The following is a 15,329-nucleotide window of genomic DNA, read 5'->3' as shown; positions in this document are numbered from 1 at the left end:
CTCCCCCACCAGCAGGAAGGCTTCGCCATGACGTCCAGAAGAGCGCCGCGCGCCCCGTCCTCCGCCCACTCCCACCGTCTGGAACCACCATGTCCGGCAAGCACCAGTCCTCCACGCCCACCGTGAAGTTCCCGCACCGCAGCAGGCGCGGCGTCCTGCTCGGCCTGACCGTCCCGCAGTTGACCGTCGCCGGACTCACCGGCCTTCTCCTGCTCGCCGTGATCCTCGCCCGCGGTGTGGTCGGCGCCCTCCAGCTCATCCCGCTGTGGGCCGTCATCGCCCTGCTCATCTTTGTCCGCCACCGAGGCCGTGCTCTGGCGGACTGGGCCCCGATCGTCGTCCGATACGCGCTGCGCCGGATGCGAGGCCAGCTCGTCTGGCTCACCCGGCCCTCCCGCCGGCCGACCCGCGAGGGACTGCTCCACCTTCCCGGCACCGCAGCCAGCCTGCGCGTAACCACTGCTCCCGACGGCAAATACGGCGCCGTCCACAACCCGCACACCGGGACGCTGACCGCGGTGGTCAAGGTCTCCTCCCGCGCCTACGCACTGCTCGACCCCGGCACCCAGCAGGCCAACGTCGGCGGCTGGGGACGCGCGCTGGCAGCTCTCGCCCGTACCGGGCAGATCGCCCGCATCCAGGTGATCGAGCGCACCATCCCCGACTCCGGCGACGCGCTGCGCCGCTACTGGGAAGAGCACGGCCGCCCCGACACCCCGATGGCCGGCGCGATCTACAACGAGCTGATCCAGAGCGCCGGTCCCGCAGCCGCCCCGCACGAGGCGTACGTCGCGGTGTCCCTGGACACCAAGGCGGCCCGTCGGCTGATCAACCAGGCTGGCGGCGGTCTCACCGGTGCCTTCAGCGTCCTCGCCCAGCTCACCTCCACGTTCGACCAGGCGGCGCGGACCGCCGGTCTCACCCCGACGGGCTGGCTCACCGCCCGCGAGATCGCCGCCGTGGTGCGCACCTCCTACGACCCGAAGGCGCTGGCGACACTCGACCGCTGGTCCACGGCCGGTCGCCCCGAGGCCGAGCCCGCCGCCGCCGGCCCCGTCGTGGTCGTCGAGAAGGCGGACCACATCGCCACCGACACCGCCGTGCACGCCACCTACTGGGTGGAGAACTGGCCGCGCACCGAGACCAGCGCCGGCTTCCTGCACCAGCTCCTGTTCACCGGCGGCGTCCGGCGCACGCTGTCGCTCTCCTACGAGCCGAAGAACCTCGACGCCGCCCTGCGCGACGTGCAGCGCAAGAAGTCCAGCGTGATCGCCGACGCCGCCGAACGCGCCCGGCGCGGCCAGGTCGACTCCGAGGCCGACTCGATCGAGTACCAGGACATCAAGTCCCGCGAACGCCAGCTCATCGCCGGGCACGCCGACGTCGCCCTGACCGGTCTGCTGACCGTCTCGGCCGACACCGAGGACGAGCTGCGCACCGCCTGCGCCGTCGTGGAGACCGCCGCGGTCGGCGCCCAGCTCGACCTCCGGCCGCTGACCTGGCAGCAGGCCGAGGCATTCACCGCCGCCGCCCTGCCGCTCGCGCTCGCTGCCTGACCCTTCCCTTCGAAAGAGCACCCTCATGTCCCGCACCGCCAGCCCGACCGCGCAGGACTTCGTGCCCTTCGCCACCGCCGCGCTCGACTTCCACCGGGCGCTCAACATCCCGGGCGGCCCGCTGGTCACCAGCCGGGCCGAGCTGGACGCCCTGCACGCCCACCTCGTCGCGCTGTACGGGCTGCTCGACGCCCACACCGGTCGCACCGGGCAGCTTGTCGCGGTCGAGGGCGACCAGCTCCGTACCGCCCGCACCCGCATCTGGCAGGCCGCCGAGCACCTCCACGCCGCCTACCACGCGGCGCCCCGGCCGGACTCCGGCGAGATCCCCGCACCGGAGGCGTGCCAGGCCGGCCTTCCGGAGGGAGCACCGGGACTGACCATCTGCCAGCGCCATCAGCGCACCGCTCATCTCGTCCGGCGGCGCACCACCCCGGCAGACCTGCACGCCCCGTTCACCGGCCTCGTCCGCCGCTGACCCACCCCTCATCTGGAGAAACGCTCATGCCCCGTACCCGCGCCAGCGCCTCCCCTCTGTTCGTGCCCCGTAAGACGACACGCGCCGAACAGCGGGCCGCCCGAGCCGGTTTCACCGAAGCCCGCCGCCAGGCACGCCTCGCCGGAAACCCACCCAAGCACCGCGCCGAGCAGACCCTCAACCCGGATCTGCGGCCCACCTACCCGCTCGCCGGTCGCCCCGGTCCGGCCTCCGCCCGCGGCGGCAAGCTCGCCCTGCCCGCCCACCGGATGACCACCGCCACAGCCAGCGGCGCATACCCGTTCGTGGCCGAGGGCGGCCTGGGCGCCGAAGGGGTGTTCATCGGCCGCGATGTGCATGCGGAAGCGGCTTTCTGCTTCGACCCCTTCTCGCTCTACAACAGTGGCAGGGTGGAGGGCTTCACCAACCCCAACGCGGTCCTGGCCGGCATCATCGGCATGGGCAAGTCCGCGCTGGCGAAGTCGATCGCCACCCGGTCGATCGCCCATGGCTACCGGATCTACATCCCCTGCGATCCCAAGGGGGAGTGGACCGGTGTCTCGCAAGCCCTCGGCGGCTACAGCATCGCCCTGGGCCCGGGGCTCCCTGGACGGTTGAACCCGCTGGACGCCCCGGCCCGCCCCGCCTCCGTGAGCGAGGAGGACTGGTTCACGGAGGTTCGCAACCGCCGTCTGCTGCTGCTGGCCAGCCTCGCCCGCACCGTGCTGAAGCGCGACCTGCTGCCGATGGAGCACACCGCCCTCGACCTGGCCCTGGATCTGGTCGTCGCTGACGCCGCCGCCCGGGGCACGGTGCCGCTGCTCGGCGAGATCGCGCACGTACTCGGCTCCCCCGAACGCCTCGACCACGCCCTCGGCCACCAGGCGGGGCACCTCGGTTCAGCCGCCCAGGACCTCGCCCACGCCCTGCGACGTCTCGTGCACGGCGACTTGAGCGGCATGTTCGACGCGCCAAGCACCGTGTCGTTCAACCCGACCACACCGATGCTGTCCATCGACCTCTCCCGTCTCGGCGGCTCCGGTGACGACACGGCACTGGTGCTCGCGATGACGTGCGCGAGCGCGTGGATGGAGTCAGCCCTCAGTGATCCCGATGGCGGTCGGCGCTGGGTGATCTACGACGAGGCGTGGCGGCTGATGCGGCACGTCGGGCTGCTGGAGCGGATGCAGAGCCAGTGGAAGCTCTCCCGCGGGCTGGGCATCGCGAACCTGATGGTGATCCACCGGCTCAGCGACTTGCTCTCGGCGGGCGACGCCGGTTCACGCGGCCGAGTCCTGGCCGAGGGGCTCCTCGCGGACTGCAGCACGCGCATCATCTACCGCCAGGAGCCCGACCAGCTCGCCGCCGCTGCATCTCTGCTCGGCCTGACCGGCGTCGAGACCCAGGCGGTGTCCGCCCTGACCAAGGGCCGAGGTCTGTGGAAGGTCGCCGGCCGCTCGTTCATCACCCAGCACATCCTCCACCCGGCTGAGCGGGAGCTGTTCGACACCGACGCCCGCATGGCCGCCTAGCCCAACGACCAGCACAGCAACGGGAATCGATCATGTTTGCTTCTTCTACTCCTTCCTCCGGTGACAACCAGCCGTCGCAGGCAACCGACCCTTTGGCGTGGCGACGGCACCTCCCGGCACTGGCCTCGGCCGCCGCCGGGATCAACGAGGCGTGCGACGCCTGGGATGCGGTTTCGGACTCTCTCTGCGACGCGGACGGCTGGCCGCTGGACGACAAGGTCTACGGAGACGGGAAGGTGAAGCGGGACGCCGAAGCGTGGAAGCACGCCGAGGTGTTCCTCGACCACGGACCCGAGGTGCTGGCCGGGGTCCGCGCCGCCGCCGACGGCCCCGACTACGTCGAGGGGCCGATCAGTGACGACCTCCGTCGGATACGCGGGATCGACAACATCCTTTTCCGGGCGGAGGAGCTGCGGCACGAATGGGACGGCGTCATGGCGCTTATGGACGGTTCGCGGCCGAGCGTGCTCCACCTCTACCAGGAGCGTGCCGAGGAGCACCGCAACACCGAAGGCTGGCATTACTCACACGAACTGGGTGTCAAGGGGCCGGCGTTGGTGCGCGTCGGCGAATACCTCGCTCACCGAGCGGACACCGAACGGCCGGCGCAGACCGAGCGGGCTCGCGTCGCCCTGACCCGCTCGACGCACAACGCCCGTGCCGGATCACCTGCTTCGCCCCAGGTCCCGCCGGCATCGCATCCGCCGGCTCCCGGTCGCTCGCGGTGATCCCTAGCACGCAGTCACGGCAGCGCCAAATTGCCCGATCACCGGATCCTCATGGACCCGCACTCCTTCAAGCTCCACGCCCCGTCGGCTCCCGCCGTGCGGCGGGGTGTTCGCAACGGAGAACTCCATGCTCCACGAAACCCCGCCCCCGACCGCCACGTCCGATCCGCGTCGCCTTCAGACTGCCCTCTGTTCCGCGCTCGGGCAGCGCGGCCTGGAGGGCACCGTCGAGTACGGCCTCAGCGACTACATCGTCCACGCCGGGCTTCCCGACGGCAGTTCACTGATCATCTCGCCGCCGCAGGAGCCACCCTCCGAGCACCCCGAGTCCCCGGAAAGCTGGATGGTCACCCGCCACCGGTCCGTCGAGCCTGCCGTCTACGAGGTGATCTACGACTCCGAGCCGGACGGCCCGCATGCGCGCCACGGCGGCAGCGTGCCGGATCTCCTCTCCGCTGTCGACGCCCGCCTGGACCAGCTTGGCGTACCGCCACGCCAGGAGCAGGAACGTTCCGGCAAGGCGCGCGCCGCCACCGTGCTCCCGCCCGACTCCGCTCCATCCCGGGCGAGTGTCGCTCTCGCCTCTTCGCCGTCGGTCGGCCAGCGCCTGCTCCCGACCGGTCCGCCGCCGGAGTCTTCCGCGCGGGCCGCGCCGCCGCCGGCCAGTTCCTCATCCGCTCCCCGGCTCTGACCGACCGCGATCCAGGAGTCCTCCGTGCACCGCACCCTCAGAACTGATCCGCCCGTCGCCCGCACCTGTAACCGCACCCGCCTCGGATGGATCTGCCATGCCCAGCCACTACGACGTGCTGCCCGACCTGGCCTTCGGCCACCACCCCGTCCACGGCATCGTGGCCGCGAACCCGAAGAACCTCGCGGCCAGCACCTGGATGCTCAGGGGATTCGACTTCCATCCCGTCCCAGACCAGCCGACGTTGTACGCGCTGGCCGACCAGAACCGTGACGGACACGGCCGTACGAGCCGGGCCATCGAGGTGCTGCGCAAGGCCGGCTACCAGGTCGATGTGGACGTCGCACTTGACCCTGCGCTGGCGCCCGACACGGCACAGGTACGCGACCGCGGTCCGCTCGGTGCACCAGACGTCGCCTTCGCCGATCACCCGCAGCTCGGCATCGTCGCAGCCCTCGACGACCGTGTCTCCGGCCTCAGCGGGCTCGCGCTGGTGGAGGACGGCTGGCGGCACAACTCGAGCCTGGACATCTACACGCTCCCCGCGACCACCGATCGCGTCGAGGCGCTGGGGAAAGTCGCCGACGCCACGGTGGCCCTGCACCGTTCGGGGCTCCAGGTCGCAGTGCAGCCCCGCCTCGCTCAAGAGGTGACGGCTCGGCACAGCCCTCCTGCCACGCCGACCGCTGGCCGTGAGCGCGGTCGTGGTCCCGCTCGCGCGTCTCCGTTGAGCGCCGCCGTGCTCGCCGCCAGCCTGGCCCGTGCCGGTATCCCGGGCAGGGCGCCGGTCCCCGCCGCCGCCGTCACCACACCGGCGGTCCGGCCGGTTGACCCCCGCGTCGCGTACTCCCGCGACCGCTGATCCAACTCCTCAAGGAGGCCCTTCCATGGCCGTGAAGACGATCTGGCCCATCGACCACACCTGCGGTCACCATGCCGACCGCGACTTGTCCGACCGACCGGCCGACCGCCGTGCCGGCTTCGCCGAGTGGCTCGCCAGGCAGGAGTGCACGGACTGCTGGCGTGTCTCGAACGAGGGCGGCGAGCAGGACAAGGCTGCCTGGCTCAAGGCGAAGCGCGCCGAGGAGCAGACGGCGTCCGAAGCCTGGTCCGAGCAGTACCGGATGCCTCCCCTGGAGGGAACCGAGCGGGCCGTTCCCTGGGGCGTGCGCTGTCGTCACCAGATCCTGACCAACGCCTACACCGCACTGGTCACCGAAGGCACAACCAGCGAAGCGGAGTGGGCGGAGATCGAGGAGAACGCTCGTACGGTGACCCGTGCCGGGTGGTGGATAGACCAGAGGTCGTCCGAGCCCGAAGACCTCACCGAACTGCTCCGAGCCGCCACCGGGGCCGACCGGCCGACAGAGAATCCCTTCTTCTGACCGACCGGGTGCCCTGCTGCGGCGGGGCACCCGGCTGACCGCCACCGTGCGGCCTCTACCAGCGATTCTCGGCCGGACCAAACCCCGGATTTGCCGGACGCTCTGCCCACTGGCCCACCTCCAACGGGTCCTTCGTTCCCTCTGCCCCGGAGACTTCCGTGCCTACCTCGATCACCATCACGTCCGAGTTCAGCGGCAGCGTCGTTGCCAAGGGCGCTACTGATGACCTCTCCGCGCAGCTCCTCCGTCACGCCGGTTTCAAGCAGATCGACGACTGGCACGGCCGACGCCATCGCCTGCCCACCACCACTCCGCTCGCCGACCAGGTCGCCATCGCCAGCCATGCGGCCGAGATGCTTCGAGCCGCTCGCTATGACGTCACCCTTCCGCAGTCTCTCGATACGGCCCGGATTAGCCCTCCGGTGCATGCGCTGGGGCCTTACGCCGCCGGAGCCGAACTTCTCAGCATCACGGACCAGATCCGTGCGGCCGAAGACGGAGCCAGCCTTCAGCGGGCAGTTGACCTCCTCCTTCACCCCGAGCACGGTGCTCTGGAGCGTGTCCGGGAGGCGCTGGAAGCAGCGGGAGAACAGGTCAACGACCTGGACGACGACGCGTATGCGCTCGCCGACCGGTTCGGCTTCGCCTCGGAGTTCGTCAGCTCGGCCCAGTCCGAACTCGTCGATTCCGAGGCCGAGCTACGCCGCGTCGGCGCCTCTTCGACGAGTTACTCGGCAGCACGGACCGTCCGTGATCACCGTGGTGCCGCTCTGACCACTTCTCCTGCGGCGAACCAGGCCAAGGTCTCCTCGGCGTCCAGTTCCCAGATGCCGCCGCACACCACGGCGGGTCACCCGCCGCGCGCCTCAGCCCCCGACGGTGACCCTGGCCGCTCTCTTCGCCGCCGGTCACCGCAGCACCTCTCCCCGCGCCTCGTTCTGCCGGCCGACCCCGTTGAAACGTGCCGCTTTTGACGTCCAGGAGTACCCCCATGAGGTCCACGAGAGCCGAGCGCGCCCCGCCCCTGCCCGCTCGCACACCCAAGGAACCGCCGTGCCTTCCCCGCGCACCAGCGCGCCCTCGACCACCACCGGGTCGGACGCGCTCCTCTATCTCCTGTTCGGCATCCTCGGCGCCGCCATGGCCTTCGGCTCCCTGGCCTGGCTGACCGGAAATCTCACCAACACCTTCGTCGGGAGCGGGACATGGGCCCCCTTCCGCATAACGGACGCGCTGCTGCACCCGGAGGTGCTGTGGCCGGCCCTGAGCACCAGCATGCTGATGGTCGGCGCCCGCGTCGTCCCCGCCCTGTTCACCGTTGCCCTGGTCGTCACCGCTGCCGTGCTGTGGATGCGGTGGCGTGCCGGATCCAAGTCCGGCCTCGCCCGGAAGGCGGACCTGGCGCCGCTGCTGGACAAGGAGATCGTCGCCAAGGCGAAGAACCTGCGCCCGAGCCTGGGCGGCCGGGAGAGTAAAAGAGGTCCTGCCCGCTGACCGCGGCATCCTGCTCGGCACCCTCGATCCCGGTCGTGCGGAGGTCCGCGCGTCCTGGGAGGACGTGATCGTCGCGATCATGGCCCCACGTTCCGGCAAGACGTCCGGGCTGGCGATCCCCGCGATCCTCTCGGCACCGGGCCCGGTCCTGCTCACCAGTAACAAAGCCGCGAACGACGCCTTCACCACCACGGTGGACGCCCGTTCCGAGGTCGGCACGATCTGGACCCTCGACCCGCAGCAGATCGCCCACCAGCCGCGCGAGATGTGGTGGGACATCCTCGCTGACGCCCGCGATCTCGCCGGGGCTAAGAGGTTGGCGGGGCACTTCGTGACCGCGAGCGTGGACGAGTCCAGCGGCTCCGACTTCTGGTCCACCGCCGCGAGCAACACCCTCGGTGCCCTCTTCCTCGCCGCCGCGTCCCACCGGCGGCCGATCACCGACGTCCTGGCCTGGCTCGCGATGCCGGCCGACCGCACCCCGGTGGACCTGCTCACCGACGCCAGCCACCATGCGGTCGCCGCCCAGCTCCAGGGCACCGTCTCCGGCGCGACCGAAACGCGCGACGGCATCTATGAGACCGCGAGGCAGTACGCGAGCTGCCTGCTCGACCCGGACGTCGCCGCCTGGGTCACCCCCAACGACGACCTTCCCGAGTTCCAGCCGTTCGCCTTCGCCACGTCCCGCGACACCTTGTACCTGCTGAGCAAGGACGGCGGCGGCAGCGCGTCCGCGATCATCGCTGCAGCGGCCGACGCCGTGATGCGCGCGGCCGTGATCGTGGCCGAGCGCTCCGGCGGGCGACTCGACCCGCCCGCCCTGTGCGTCCTCGACGAGGCAGCGAACGTCTGCCGCATCTCGGACCTCCCTGATCTCTACAGCCACCTGGGCAGCCGAGGCGTCATCCCGATGACGATCCTGCAGTCCTACCGTCAGGGCCAGCGGTGCTGGGGCGAGGCCGGTATGGACGCCCTGTACTCCGCCGCCACCATCAAGATCATCGGATCTGGCATCGACGACGCTGACTTCGCCGACCGGCTCAGCCGTCAGGTCGGCGATCACGACGTCCAGACCACCTCGGTGTCGACCAGCGAGGGCGGCAAGTCCACCTCGGTGAGCATGCGCACGGAGCGGATCCTTCCGCCGGACGCCATCCGCGCCCTGCCCAAGGGCAAGGTTCTGCTGCTGGCCACCGGCATCCGGGTCGCCATGCTCAACCTCAAGCCCTGGTACAAGGAGCCCTCCGCCAAGGTGGTCGGCCCGGCTTCCGCTCGCGCCACGAAGGCCATCACCGAGCGTGCCCTCGCGAAGAGCATCGGCCAGGACGATCTTGGACTGTCGGCATGAGCACGCCCACACCACAGCAGGGGCGGTTGGCCCACGCTCCGGTCGTCCTGCGCGGTGGCCGGTGGTGGCTTGACGGCGGGGCAGGCTCGGTTCCCGCCTCCGATCCCGCCTTCACCGCCGTCCTGGACGACTTCGCGCTGTCGATGGCCGCTGCCGACCAGGCAGTCGCCAACCTCCTCATCCGGCAGGACGAGGCGCCCTGCGTTGATCCCGGAGGCCGGCGGTGAACCCGCTGATGAGCGCCGAGCAGGCGGTCCTCGGTGCCGCACTCCTCGACCCCGAGCAGCTCACGCACCTGGAGTGGCTCGCTGCGGACCACTTCTATCGGCCCGTCCACCAGGCGCTGTTCGACGCCCTCCGCAAGCTGCGCAACGACGGGCATCCCGCGCTCTCGGCCGATGGTCCGTTGCCGCTGTCGTGGGTGACCGACGCGGTCGAGGAGGCCGGACAGCACGTGCGCGGGCTGACCGCGGCGTACGCCCACACCCTGATCCAGGCGTGTCCCCGAACAGAGCACGCCCCCGTGTACGGACGCATGGTGCTGGAGGGGGCGATTCACCGCACCGTCGCCCAGCACGCGATCCGTCTCCACCAGGCGGCTCGAGCCGACGCCGTCCAGGGCGAGGTCGAGGGAGCCTTGCGCACGGCGGACGTCCTGACCGGCGTACTCACCGACCTTGCACGACGCTGGGGAACCGACCCTCGACCGGTCCCACCCACCGCTGGACCCTCTGCCGCCACGCACATCCCGCCTCCGGCGCAGAGCGGCCAGGTCGCCGAGGACGAGCGGTTCCTCTTGGCCGTCCTCGCCGAACAGCCGGGGGCCATGGGCGAGGTGGTGGCCTGGCTGCGGCCGGGAGACTTCGCCGACCCGACCCATGGGCAGCTCTACCGGTGCCTGGGCGCGCTGCACCACCGAGGCGAACCCATCGACCGGATCACCCTGCTCTGGGAGGCCCAGCGACGCGGTCTGCTGGCCGACGGCACTGTGTCGAGCGAGCAGCTGACCGCCGTCTGCGAAGGCATGGTCCCCGGCAGCGCTGACTGGTTCGGACAGCGGGTGATGCGCTCCTCCGTCACCCGCACCGCCGCCGCCTCCGCGCGAGCCATCCGAACCCTGGCCCAGGACGAGGCTCTGGGGCCCGGCCGGCTGATCAACCACGCCCTGCACGAACTGGGTCCGCTCGACGAGGTACGTGCCCGCTGGGCCACCGCGAACAGCAGTCCGGCTCCGAAGACCACGGCATCCGCTCCGTCGGCGGCCGAGCCGCCGCCCGACCGAGTGAAGGCCGCCCGCGCCCGCAGCACACCACGCCCAGGCGCGTCACCCCCAGCCCCGGCCAGCCGTCTCCCCACGCTGTCAGCAGCCCGACCACCCTCGCGCGGCCACCCGTGAGACCCCCTCCCCACCAGCCTCTTCTGCCCCTGGAACTCGCCTTGATCTACCCCATCTCCGCAGCCGCGCCGGACCTACGCGTCACGGCCCCGAGCCTCGCCACCCCGTTGATCGGGTCTCTCTGCTCGGGGTACGGCGGCCTCGACCTGGGCGTGCAGGCCGCCCTCGGCGGCACGCTCGCCTGGCACGCCGAGGTCGACCCGAACGCCTCACGCATCCTGGCCCGCCACTGGCCCGGCGTCCCGAACCTGGGCGATATCACCGCCGTCGACTGGTCCACCGTCCCCCGGGTGTGCGTCCTGACGGCCGGCTTCCCCTGTCAAAGACGTCTCGGTCGCCGGCCGCCGGGCCGGACTCAACGCCCAGACCCGCTCCGGGCTCTGGCTGCACGTCGCCCGTGCGGTCGCAGCCCTCCGACCCTGCCTGGTTGTGATCGAGAATGTGCGCGGCCTCCTCACCTCCCCCGCCGGTTCCCCTGGCGACCTGGAACCCTGCCCGTGGTGTCTGGGAGACACCGCAGGTCAGCCTGCTCTGCGGGCACTCGGTGCCGTACTCGGATCCCTGGCCGACCTCGGGTACGACGCGAAGTGGCTCGTGCTTCGCGCCTCCGACGTCGGGGCCCCGCACCGCCGCGAGCGGACCTTCCTCGCCGCATGGCCCGCCGGGCACCCTGCTGAAGACGCCGACCAGCAACATCGGCAAGAACGGCGGCAGCCAGCATCCATCGAAGCGGAAGAGCGGGGGGCACGGTCCGAACCTGGCCGACGAGGTCGAGTGGCTGCTGCTGCCGACCCCGAAGGCGTCGGACGGCATCAAGGGCTCGCCGAACCAGCGGCACGGCAATGGCGACATGACCCTGCCCAGCGCGGCTGCGTCTCTGTTGCCGACGCCGAGGGCCAGCGACACGGGCACCCCGGGCCGCCGCCCCGGGAAGGGATGGCGACCTCCCTTGTCGGCGGTGGTCCTGCCCCTCTGGGCGGAGGAGACGCCGGAAGCAGGGGCGCAGACCGGCGATGGGGAGCGTACGGATCCGCCATCACCCGATGGGAGAGCCTCACCCGCCCGGCCCCGGCCCCCACGGACGGCGCCGGTCGGCTCCGCGCGGACTTCGTGGAGTGGATGCAGGGCCTCGACGCCGGCTGGGTCACCGCGACTCCGGGGCTCGGCCGCCCCGCGCAGCTCACCGCGCTCGGCAACGGCGTTGTCCCACAACAGGCTTTGCACGCCTTGCAGTTGCTGGCACCACCCTTCCCCCGCTGTCCCCGCTGCGCCGACCGGTAGCGCTCCACTACCGCGATTTTCCGGCCGGACCAAACCGCTGATTCTCCGGATCCTCTCGGGCATGTCGCCGTCTCACAGATGGAGCGCACCCCCATGGCCGACACCAGCCCGACCTCCCCCGGCCCCGAGCCGTACCGCGTCCCCGACGCAGACCTCGACGACCTCGCCAGCACCCTCGCCAAGACCATGGCCGAGGTCAGGCAGCACGGCGTCATCCTCGACCGCCTCGGCTCCGAGCCCGACCCCGGCGCCATCCAGCCGCCGGACGGCGCTCCGGAAGCCGAGGCGGCTGACGGGAAGAAGCCCGACGGCCCCGCCTCGGTGTTCATCCTCGCCCTGGGCGGCAAGGAGTACGCCGTCGAACTCGCTGCCCTCAGCGACTGGGTGAACTACCTCTTCCTGCCGGTGTACGGCCGGGAGATCAGCACGAGCCGTCCCTGGTGCGCGCACTGGCACGAACACCCCGAGGCCGTCGCCCGGCTGCACGCACTCTGGCTCGCCTGGCAGCAGTTCACCGACACGGAGGCCGGCCTGTCCGGCCCCTCGACCTGGCACCGCGACCACCTGGACCAGACCCTGGCGCACCTGCGTGCGCCCGACGGACCGTTCGCGGCCTGCACGACCAGCGCAACTCGCCCCAATCACCGGGTGCTGGCCACCCCGGCGCCCGAGCAGGCGGGGGTGGCGGCGTGAACGACGTTCTCGACTTCGGCCTCGACGATCTCTCGCCGGTCGACGACGACTCCGAGGAGGCGATGGAGGCTCTCTGGGCTGGCGACCTGACGGTGCTGTCCCAGCACCACACCACACCCAACGGTTCGCACAGCTTCGTCCTCGCCCACGACCGATCGGTCACCTGGGGGATACCCGGCGAGCCACAGCTCGTTGCGATCGCGGTCGCTCGGGATCTGCGGCAGTCCACGTTCACGTTCGAGACGAGTCGCCACGCCACGGCGTCCTTCGCACAGAACTGGCTGGCAGAACGCGGCTGCCCGCTCGAACGGATCGCACTGCACGGTGGCGACTACATCGAGCCCGCCGACGACCTCACTCTCCAGGTGGAACAGCAGATCCAGAAGTCGGGCACCCGCTACGAGGTCCTCGACACCTACACCTCTGACGACAACCCCAGCGAGGCGTGGACACTCGTCAACGACTCCCAGGCCACCCAGGCACCGGTTCGCCTCTTCTACGAGGAGTGGAACCACGGCGCCGGCACCTACACGATGCGCGAAGGCGCCTTCCCCGACGTCGGCGTCGCCCAGACCTGGCTGGACGAGCGCAGTGAACCGCTGCCCGAGCCTCCGGAGTACAGCGGCCACAACGGTGCTGTCGTCCGGGCTCGCATCGCCCGCATCGCCCTTTCCCGGTCCGCCGGAACCTCTCCGACACCGCGGATCGGGCTCGACGCGCCCCGCGCGTCGGCGGCGGTACCGGTCCAGCGTGCGGTCCAGGGGAGGCTGCTGTGAGCCGCGCCCGCTTCGCCTTCGCCGCGCATCCTGACGCCATTGCCGACCTGCGGGAACTCCCGTCTGAGATGCGCGATTTGGCCTTGCTGGAGCTGCAGAACCTGGTCCACGGAAGCGACGACTGCTTGCCGTTGAAGGGCCGCCTCGCCGGCTTCCACAAGGTGTACGTCGACCCGGAGGTCTCTTACCGGCTGGTCATCCAGTTCCGCCAAGCGCCACCGACCTCGACCCACAAGCGCGAGATCTACCTCGTGGCGGCTGGCAGCCGGAAGGACTACGCGGTCTACCGCGCGGCCCACCTACGGACCGAGCCCCAGCAAGGGGTCGGCCCGGACTCCGCCACGGAGGCCCGCGTGCAGGCCGCCCGGTCTCGCTCGACACTCACCACCGAACGGCCGACAACGGGCCGCGCGGCTGCCCCGTCACCAGCGCCGCCCTCGGCCACTGCTTCTCGAAAGGTCGCCCAGCGATGACCAACGACCGTACTACGCTCACCCGTTCAGAGCTGGCGAATCTCCTCACCGAGGCCGCTCAGAACGTCGGCGGCATCCCTGCCGCCGAGTACCCGACGGCCGCCGCCCGCTCCTACCTGCATCCCGTCTTGGGTCCGCTGGCCGCTGGGCCCCGCGTGATCACCGAGCTGAACGACCGGTTCGAGGGCTTCGTGGCCACCGAGCCCCGCCCTGCTGGTTCGGCGGGCCTGTTCGCTCTGGCCTCCTACGCCTCCGCGCTGGGGTGGCTCACCGAGTCGTTCGCCGAGCTGACCTCCTCGGTCGATGAGATCTGTACCCGCGTGGGCATACCCACGGAGCCACGCGCCCCGATCGTCGCCGCGCCCGGTGGTACTGAGCGGGACGACGAGTTCGACTTCGCCTTCAACGCACTTGAGTTGGAGGCGGTCCGCAACGCAGCCGAGGCCGCCGGTCTCGCGCCGGACGACTACGTCGAGGTTCTCTCCCAGTCGCTGCTCGCCGCCGCCCGGATCACCGACGCCTGCATGGAGATCTCCAGCGGCCTGCTCGATGACGCCGATCTCCTCAGCGAAGTGAGCGACCGCCCTCGGCTCGGTAACGATCCCGGGAGCCTGCCCGCTCTGGTCCGCTCCCTGCTCGCCCGGATGGAGACGACGGAGTGAACCCGTACGACGCAGACACACACCCTGAGCCTTATCTCGTCGTCGAAGTGCTCGGTGTCGGGGATGTCAGCGTGCACGCCCTCGCACATGGTCCGGAGGAGCCGCTGCACCAGGCCGCTACACGCGTCATCGAAGCCGCAGCGGCGCTGGACGAGCGACACGAGAGCGTGCTCAACGCGGTCCAGCGCGCTCAGCGCCTACTCGAAGGCACTGGTCGCGGTGAAGTCGGCCGAGCCCAGGTCTCGTACGCGCTGCTGCGGACAGCTCTCCCGGATCTCGGAGACGGCCTGGCCCAGCAGGACCGGGCATACAGCCAGCTCGTCGAGTCCTTGTCCGCCTACCGCCAGCTTCTTTCCTCGCCCGAGCCTGCTCAACACGCGAGCAACAAGAGCCACGGGCCGGGCCAGAAGACGAGGCCCCACCGGGACGACGACTGGGCCGTCGCCGGGGAGCGCGGGCTGGTAGCACTCGAAGCGGTTGCGGCCGGAGGTGTTCGCTTTCGTCGCAACGCGATCGGCAAGGACCCGCACATCTCGCGAGAGAAGGCCCAGTGGCAGGACCCGACGGTCTTCCCGCAGACCGTGCAGCGGCTGGTCGCCGACGGGCTACTGCATCAGGACATCACCGAGAACGTGTACCGGCCCGGCCAGCTCCTCTCGCTCACTGCGCAGGGGGAAGCCGCCCTGCGTGATGGTCGCGCGACGACCTCCCGGGTGTCCGCCGCCCTCGGCCGCACCACCACGCGGCCCACGTCAGGCGCGCTCTCCGACTCGGCCGCCGTGCCCATCGCCAGGACCTCCCTCGCGACCCCCCGCTCACGCTGACCTCATCCCGAT

18 protein-coding genes and 1 pseudogene are annotated in these 15,329 nt (G+C 70.9%); all 19 read left to right on the top strand.

Features of this window, described 5'->3' with window-relative positions:
• Positions 1-89: 89 nt before the first annotated feature.
• Complete coding sequence (locus HED23_RS10615) at positions 90-1,556, top strand: SCO6880 family protein (protein WP_203183141.1); 1,467 nt, start codon at positions 90-92, stop codon at positions 1,554-1,556.
• A 25-nt stretch (positions 1,557-1,581) separates the two neighbouring features.
• Positions 1,582-2,034, top strand: coding sequence for a DUF6238 family protein (locus HED23_RS10610; RefSeq protein ID WP_151510112.1), 453 nt, complete (start codon positions 1,582-1,584; stop codon positions 2,032-2,034).
• Between the two features lie 26 nt (positions 2,035-2,060).
• The gene (locus HED23_RS10605) at positions 2,061-3,566 is read left to right on the top strand and encodes an ATP-binding protein (RefSeq protein ID WP_203183140.1); all 1,506 of its coding nucleotides are present in this window, start codon (positions 2,061-2,063) and stop codon (positions 3,564-3,566) included.
• A gap of 32 nt (positions 3,567-3,598) precedes the next feature.
• On the top strand, positions 3,599-4,294 hold the full coding sequence (locus tag HED23_RS10600; RefSeq protein WP_238441913.1) for a hypothetical protein: 696 nt from the start codon (positions 3,599-3,601) through the stop codon (positions 4,292-4,294).
• 127 nt (positions 4,295-4,421) lie between these two features.
• Positions 4,422-4,985, top strand: coding sequence for a hypothetical protein (locus tag HED23_RS10595; protein ID WP_203183139.1), 564 nt, complete (start codon positions 4,422-4,424; stop codon positions 4,983-4,985).
• Positions 4,986-5,082: 97 nt separating this feature from the next.
• Complete coding sequence (locus HED23_RS10590; RefSeq protein WP_203183138.1) at positions 5,083-5,847, top strand: hypothetical protein; 765 nt, start codon at positions 5,083-5,085, stop codon at positions 5,845-5,847.
• Between the two features lie 25 nt (positions 5,848-5,872).
• Complete coding sequence (locus HED23_RS10585; RefSeq protein WP_203183137.1) at positions 5,873-6,370, top strand: hypothetical protein; 498 nt, start codon at positions 5,873-5,875, stop codon at positions 6,368-6,370.
• 158 nt (positions 6,371-6,528) lie between these two features.
• On the top strand, positions 6,529-7,344 hold the full coding sequence (locus HED23_RS10580; protein WP_238441912.1) for a hypothetical protein: 816 nt from the start codon (positions 6,529-6,531) through the stop codon (positions 7,342-7,344).
• 79 nt (positions 7,345-7,423) lie between these two features.
• Positions 7,424-7,864 carry a hypothetical protein gene (locus tag HED23_RS36030; RefSeq protein WP_203183136.1) on the top strand — a complete coding sequence of 147 codons (441 nt, stop codon included), beginning with the start codon at positions 7,424-7,426 and terminating at the stop codon, positions 7,862-7,864.
• A gap of 79 nt (positions 7,865-7,943) precedes the next feature.
• Positions 7,944-9,212, top strand: a complete 1,269-nt coding sequence (locus tag HED23_RS10570) for a type IV secretory system conjugative DNA transfer family protein (protein ID WP_238441911.1) — start codon at positions 7,944-7,946, stop codon at positions 9,210-9,212.
• Positions 9,209-9,439, top strand: a complete 231-nt coding sequence (locus HED23_RS10565) for a hypothetical protein (protein WP_203183134.1) — start codon at positions 9,209-9,211, stop codon at positions 9,437-9,439. The genes HED23_RS10570 and HED23_RS10565 overlap by 4 nt, the downstream gene beginning before the upstream one ends.
• Entirely contained in the window at positions 9,436-10,608 is a 1,173-nt protein-coding gene (locus tag HED23_RS10560) for a DnaB-like helicase N-terminal domain-containing protein (protein ID WP_203183133.1), read from the top strand. The genes HED23_RS10565 and HED23_RS10560 overlap by 4 nt, the downstream gene beginning before the upstream one ends.
• Positions 10,605-10,871, top strand: a pseudogene (locus tag HED23_RS35860) (hypothetical protein); the annotation flags it as partial. The gene HED23_RS10560 and the pseudogene HED23_RS35860, both read left to right, overlap by 4 nt.
• 121 nt (positions 10,872-10,992) lie before the next feature.
• Positions 10,993-11,889 carry a DNA cytosine methyltransferase gene (locus tag HED23_RS10555; RefSeq protein ID WP_420803071.1) on the top strand — a complete coding sequence of 299 codons (897 nt, stop codon included), beginning with the start codon at positions 10,993-10,995 and terminating at the stop codon, positions 11,887-11,889.
• A gap of 93 nt (positions 11,890-11,982) precedes the next feature.
• Complete coding sequence (locus tag HED23_RS10550) at positions 11,983-12,582, top strand: DUF4913 domain-containing protein (RefSeq protein WP_037882112.1); 600 nt, start codon at positions 11,983-11,985, stop codon at positions 12,580-12,582.
• Positions 12,579-13,358: a glycosyl hydrolase gene (locus HED23_RS10545; RefSeq protein ID WP_203183132.1), complete on the top strand. Its 780-nt coding sequence runs from the start codon at positions 12,579-12,581 to the stop codon at positions 13,356-13,358. Before HED23_RS10550 ends, HED23_RS10545 begins: the two co-directional genes overlap by 4 nt.
• Positions 13,355-13,831 (top strand): hypothetical protein, encoded by a 477-nt coding sequence (locus HED23_RS10540; protein WP_040025651.1) that lies wholly within the window; start codon positions 13,355-13,357, stop codon positions 13,829-13,831. The genes HED23_RS10545 and HED23_RS10540 overlap by 4 nt, the downstream gene beginning before the upstream one ends.
• The gene (locus HED23_RS10535) at positions 13,828-14,493 is read left to right on the top strand and encodes a hypothetical protein (protein ID WP_203183131.1); all 666 of its coding nucleotides are present in this window, start codon (positions 13,828-13,830) and stop codon (positions 14,491-14,493) included. Before HED23_RS10540 ends, HED23_RS10535 begins: the two co-directional genes overlap by 4 nt.
• Positions 14,490-15,317, top strand: coding sequence for a large ATP-binding protein (locus HED23_RS10530; protein ID WP_203183130.1), 828 nt, complete (start codon positions 14,490-14,492; stop codon positions 15,315-15,317). The genes HED23_RS10535 and HED23_RS10530 overlap by 4 nt, the downstream gene beginning before the upstream one ends.
• Positions 15,318-15,329 lie beyond the last annotated feature (12 nt).

It is taken from the genome of Streptomyces pratensis (assembly GCF_016804005.1).
In the GTDB taxonomy this organism is placed as follows: Bacteria; Actinomycetota; Actinomycetes; order Streptomycetales; family Streptomycetaceae; genus Streptomyces; species Streptomyces pratensis_A.
The sequence above is the reverse complement of the archived record's forward strand: the minus strand, read 5'-3'. Positions and strand labels throughout refer to the sequence as shown.

Bases quoted from the DNA above. Each gene is read 5' to 3' on its own strand.
- HED23_RS10615 (WP_203183141.1), top strand. From the start codon at position 90: ATGTCCGGCAAGCACCAGTCCTCCACGCCCACCGTGAAGTTCCCGCAC.
- HED23_RS10610 (WP_151510112.1), top strand. From the start codon at position 1,582: ATGTCCCGCACCGCCAGCCCGACCGCGCAGGACTTCGTGCCCTTCGCC.
- HED23_RS10605 (WP_203183140.1), top strand. From the start codon at position 2,061: ATGCCCCGTACCCGCGCCAGCGCCTCCCCTCTGTTCGTGCCCCGTAAG.
- HED23_RS10600 (WP_238441913.1), top strand. From the start codon at position 3,599: ATGTTTGCTTCTTCTACTCCTTCCTCCGGTGACAACCAGCCGTCGCAG.
- HED23_RS10595 (WP_203183139.1), top strand. From the start codon at position 4,422: ATGCTCCACGAAACCCCGCCCCCGACCGCCACGTCCGATCCGCGTCGC.
- HED23_RS10590 (WP_203183138.1), top strand. From the start codon at position 5,083: ATGCCCAGCCACTACGACGTGCTGCCCGACCTGGCCTTCGGCCACCAC.
- HED23_RS10585 (WP_203183137.1), top strand. From the start codon at position 5,873: ATGGCCGTGAAGACGATCTGGCCCATCGACCACACCTGCGGTCACCAT.
- HED23_RS10570 (WP_238441911.1), top strand. From the start codon at position 7,944: ATGGCCCCACGTTCCGGCAAGACGTCCGGGCTGGCGATCCCCGCGATC.
- HED23_RS10565 (WP_203183134.1), top strand. From the start codon at position 9,209: ATGAGCACGCCCACACCACAGCAGGGGCGGTTGGCCCACGCTCCGGTC.
- HED23_RS10550 (WP_037882112.1), top strand. From the start codon at position 11,983: ATGGCCGACACCAGCCCGACCTCCCCCGGCCCCGAGCCGTACCGCGTC.
- HED23_RS10535 (WP_203183131.1), top strand. From the start codon at position 13,828: ATGACCAACGACCGTACTACGCTCACCCGTTCAGAGCTGGCGAATCTC.